This is a genomic window from Streptomyces sp. NRRL WC-3549, from assembly GCF_000721935.1.
Classification (GTDB): Bacteria; Actinomycetota; Actinomycetes; order Streptomycetales; family Streptomycetaceae; genus Streptomyces.
In genome coordinates this window covers 46312-49905 of sequence record NZ_KL585406.1, presented here as the reverse complement: position 1 = coordinate 49905, position 3594 = coordinate 46312, and the positions used below count along the sequence as shown (strand labels likewise).

Sequence of the window (3594 nt, the reverse complement as noted above, 5' to 3'; positions counted from 1 at the left end):
GCGCCGATCAGCACACTGGCGACGGCGACCGCGGCGCCCGGGGGCGGGGTGCCGATCACCCCGCCGTGGACGGTGCTGTCGCCCACGCGGGCCGCTGCTGGCATCGTCGCTCCTCCTCGGATGAAGGCGGGGTCGGCCCCGCCGGTGCGTACGTCAGTTGATGCGGATGAGTTTGGCCTTCAGGACGGCGAGCAGGCCGCCGTCGACGGTGACGCCCGTCTTCCCGTTGACGGTCACCGAGCGGCCGTTGATCGTCACGTCCCCGGTGCCCGCGTCGAGCGTGATGCCGGTGGGCGAGAGCGTGACGGAGCTCAGCGCACGGGTGCCGCCCGGTCCGTACACCGTCAGCTCGATCCGGTCCCGGCGCTCGTCCAGCATCACCTCCAGCCGCTTGTCGCCGCTGGCCAGCCGGACACCGGACGGCCCCCGGGGGGCGTCCAGCAGTTCCAGGCGGTGGCCCGAACGGGACACCACGGAACGGCGGTTGACCTTGCCGCTGGCCGGGTCGATCAGCGGGACGTCGTGCGGCGACGGTCTGTCGACGCCGTTGTAGAGGCCGCCCAGCACGTACGGGCTGTCCAGCAGGCCCTGCTCGAAGCCGACGAGCACCTCGTCGTTGACCTCGGGGCTGAAGACCCCGCCGCCGCCCTGGCCGCCCCACTGCACGGTACGGACCCAGTCGGTCACGTACGTGTCGTCGAGCCACGGGAACGTCAGCCGGACCCAGCCGCGCTCCGCGCCGCTCTCCCGCACGTCGGTCACGACGCCGATCGCCAGCCCCGGCATGCGCGGGCCCCGGGCCGGGGCGCTGCCCCCGGCGGCCAGCCCGGCCAGCGAGCGGTCGGAGGCCGCGCTCACCAGGACGGTCGTACGGTAGCCGCCGTGCGGTTCGAGGGAGTGGTGCGCCGCCGTCGCCGTGTAGCGGCCGGAGAACGCGGGGCCGACGGTGGCCAGTGTCACCGGCTCCCCGGCGCGGAGTTTGGGATCGCCCTTGGCGACGGCCTCGATCTCGCCGAAGCCTGAACTCACCGCGGCGGCGGCGGCGTTCGCCACCGCCGTGGTCTCCGCCTGGGTGCGGTACGGGGTGTCCGTGACGGTCGTCCGGGCGGACGCGCCGAACGCCCGCCCCGCCACCGCGGGGTCCAGCCCCGGGACCACGGTCGTGCTCCGCACCGACGGCTGCCGGGCCACCAGCGGTGTCTTCGTCCTGACGTTCCAGCCGCGTACCTCGACGCTGTCCGCCCCCTCCGCGCTGGTCAGCACGGCCCGCAACGCCAACAGGTTGTCGCCGTAGGCCAGTTCGACCGGCCCGGCCGACGAGGCGGGCTCGGGTTCCACGAACTGCAGCAGGCCCTCGTCGTCGATGCGCACCTGCGCGCCGCTCTCACCGGCGAGGTACTGGAGGAACTCCCAGTCCGAGACGTTCGCCTGGGTCAGCTGCTCGTGGGTGATCGGCGCCGCCTCGACGCGCCCGCAGGCGAGCCCGGCCCCCGCGGCCACCTTGCGCACGATGTCAGCGGTCCGCATGTTCCGGAACGCCCGCACCTTACGGCCCCGCTGGAGGCGGTGCGCCTTCGAGAACGCCCGGACCACGGTGAACGTGCCCGTGGTGTCGCTGTCCAGCTCGACGGCCGTCACCTCACCGGTGAACAGCCTCTCCCGCGCACGGTCCTCCACGGTCACCACCGACACCTTCAGCGGGGTGCCGATGGTGATCCCGGTGGCGGTGAGCAGCTTGTGGTCCGGGTCGCGGTACGTCAGCAGGGCGGTGTCCGGCAGGTTGACGTTCTCGTCGACCACACAGCTCACCAACTGGGCCGCCCAGGCGGGCGGCAGCTCACCGGGGGCCTCGACGATCGGGTCGGCCGCGAACGACCTGGCTCCGGTGATCATCCGAACTCCTTGCGCGCGGGCTCTTCCACGGCGGGCACGATCAGTTCCGTACCGGGGGTGAGCGCCATCGGGTCGTCGATGTCGTTGGCCTCCGCGATGGTGCGCCACCGGGTGGCGTCGCCGTACTCCCGCCAGGCCAGCAGCGCCAGGCTGTCACCGGCCACCACCCGGTGCGTACGGCGCGCCTCGCGCGAGCCCGAGGTGGGGTTCTGGCCGAGCCGTACGACGCTCGCCTCCTCGATGGACAGGGAGCACGTGGCCCGCAACGGCCTGCCGTCGACGTCGAACAGCGTGTAGGAGACCGAGAGCTGGGACACCACCCCGTCGAACGAGGTCGTCCTCGACGTGCCCCACTCGAACCGCACCCACGGGCTGGCGGGCGTCTTGCTCGCCAGGCTGCCGGGGGTGGGGACGCACGCCACCATCAGCTGTTCCACCGCCCGTTCCACGGAGTCGTCGTGGGTGGCCGTCGCATCGAGGAAGACGTCCAGGGACAGTGAGCGCGGCCCGCTGCCGACGAACTCCGGCAGGGCGGACTCCTCGGCCATACGGGACGGGGTGCGCCGCCACTCGTTGCTCTTGCTCAGGGACAGCGTGGAGGGGTTGAACTGCAGCGTGAGCCGGGCGAGGGTGCCGCCCGGCCGGGCCCCGACCGTCGCCGGCGGTTCCATGATCGTCAGCTGGGCGCGGGCCATGCCGTTGCGGCCGAGGGGGGACATGCGGATCCTCCTTCCGGGAGGGCGGTCGGGAATACGGTCGGGGAGCGGGTCAGGACGCCCGAAGGCCCTCGTGGGCGATCTCCAGCGTCTCGACGGCCGCCTGGGAGTTGGCCGGATCGAACGACGGCCCCTGCCAGCGCACCGGCACGATCCCCTGGATCTGCCAGCTGATGATGCGGGTGAGGTCCGGTCGGAGTGCCACGATCTCGCCGTCCTTGGGCTCGACCCGCTGGATGATCTCGTTCAGCCAGCGCGCGATCTTGGCGGTGTCGGCGGTGACCGGCCGGGTCAGCGTGATGTTGGTCCAGGTGATGCGTCCCGGCAGCTGCCACGCGAAGCCGTTGTTGCCGCCCTCGGCGTACTGCTCCATCTCCACCTCGGCCCCGAGACCCGAGCAGGTGTGGAAGGCCCCCAGGTCGTTGCCTCCGATGACGAGCCGGAAGAACACGCTCGTCGCGAAGATGTTGTCCGTCATCCGCTGTCTCTCATCCGCTTCTCTCTCCTTGCAATTCCGTGCGGGCGCCGTCGGCACCGGGCGGGCGCGGGCCCCTCAGCGCCGGCCGTCGTACAGCCGCCCGGCACGTTCGCGGCCCCGGCGCATGTCGGCGCGCAGCAGCCGGCTCACCGGTTCGAGCAGCCTGCGGGCGAGTTCCTCCAGATCCGGCCCGGCCACGGGCTGCGCCGCCCCCGAGGCCCGTGTCCCGGGGTCAGGCGGCGCCTTGGCGGGGACGGCCTTCACCGGGCCCCCGGCGATCCCCGCCGCGGAGGCCGCCCGCTGGAGGGCCGCCTGCCGGGGGGGCGTCCGCGCCGCCCGGCGGCCGCCGGGGCCGTCGCCGCCCCGGCCTCGTGGGTCTGTGCGCGCTGGACCACCCGGACGGCGGGGAGCGGTGGAGGTGCGGGGGGCCCAGCGGCGGCCACGGCGGCCAGACCGGGCACCGGGGGACGGCCGAGGTCGGCGGTGACCGGCATCGGCAGCCGCTGG

At 73.5% G+C, this 3594-nt stretch carries 4 protein-coding genes; all 4 read right to left on the bottom strand.

The features are described 5' to 3' along the window. Positions 1 to 153 precede the first annotated feature (153 nt). Positions 154 to 1893 carry a VgrG-related protein gene (locus IH13_RS0118840; protein WP_031085960.1) on the bottom strand — a complete coding sequence of 580 codons (1740 nt, stop codon included), beginning with the start codon at positions 1891 to 1893 and terminating at the stop codon, positions 154 to 156. Continuing rightward, on the bottom strand, positions 1890 to 2612 hold the full coding sequence (locus IH13_RS0118835; RefSeq protein ID WP_031085958.1) for a CIS tube protein: 723 nt from the start codon (positions 2610 to 2612) through the stop codon (positions 1890 to 1892). Before IH13_RS0118835 ends, IH13_RS0118840 begins: the two co-directional genes overlap by 4 nt. Before the next feature lie 49 nt (positions 2613 to 2661). Next, positions 2662 to 3087 (bottom strand): phage tail protein, encoded by a 426-nt coding sequence (locus tag IH13_RS0118830; protein WP_031085956.1) that lies wholly within the window; start codon positions 3085 to 3087, stop codon positions 2662 to 2664. Positions 3088 to 3162: 75 nt separating this feature from the next. After that, on the bottom strand, positions 3163 to 3351 hold the full coding sequence (locus tag IH13_RS44710; protein ID WP_234433328.1) for a hypothetical protein: 189 nt from the start codon (positions 3349 to 3351) through the stop codon (positions 3163 to 3165). Positions 3352 to 3594 lie beyond the last annotated feature (243 nt).

What these genes read in the sequence shown, in the direction of transcription:
- IH13_RS0118830 (WP_031085956.1), bottom strand. Translation starts at nt 3,087, where the DNA reads ATGACGGACAACATCTTCGCGACGAGCGTGTTCTTCCGGCTCGTCATC.
- IH13_RS0118835 (WP_031085958.1), bottom strand. Translation starts at nt 2,612, where the DNA reads ATGTCCCCCCTCGGCCGCAACGGCATGGCCCGCGCCCAGCTGACGATC.
- IH13_RS0118840 (WP_031085960.1), bottom strand. Translation starts at nt 1,893, where the DNA reads ATGATCACCGGAGCCAGGTCGTTCGCGGCCGACCCGATCGTCGAGGCC.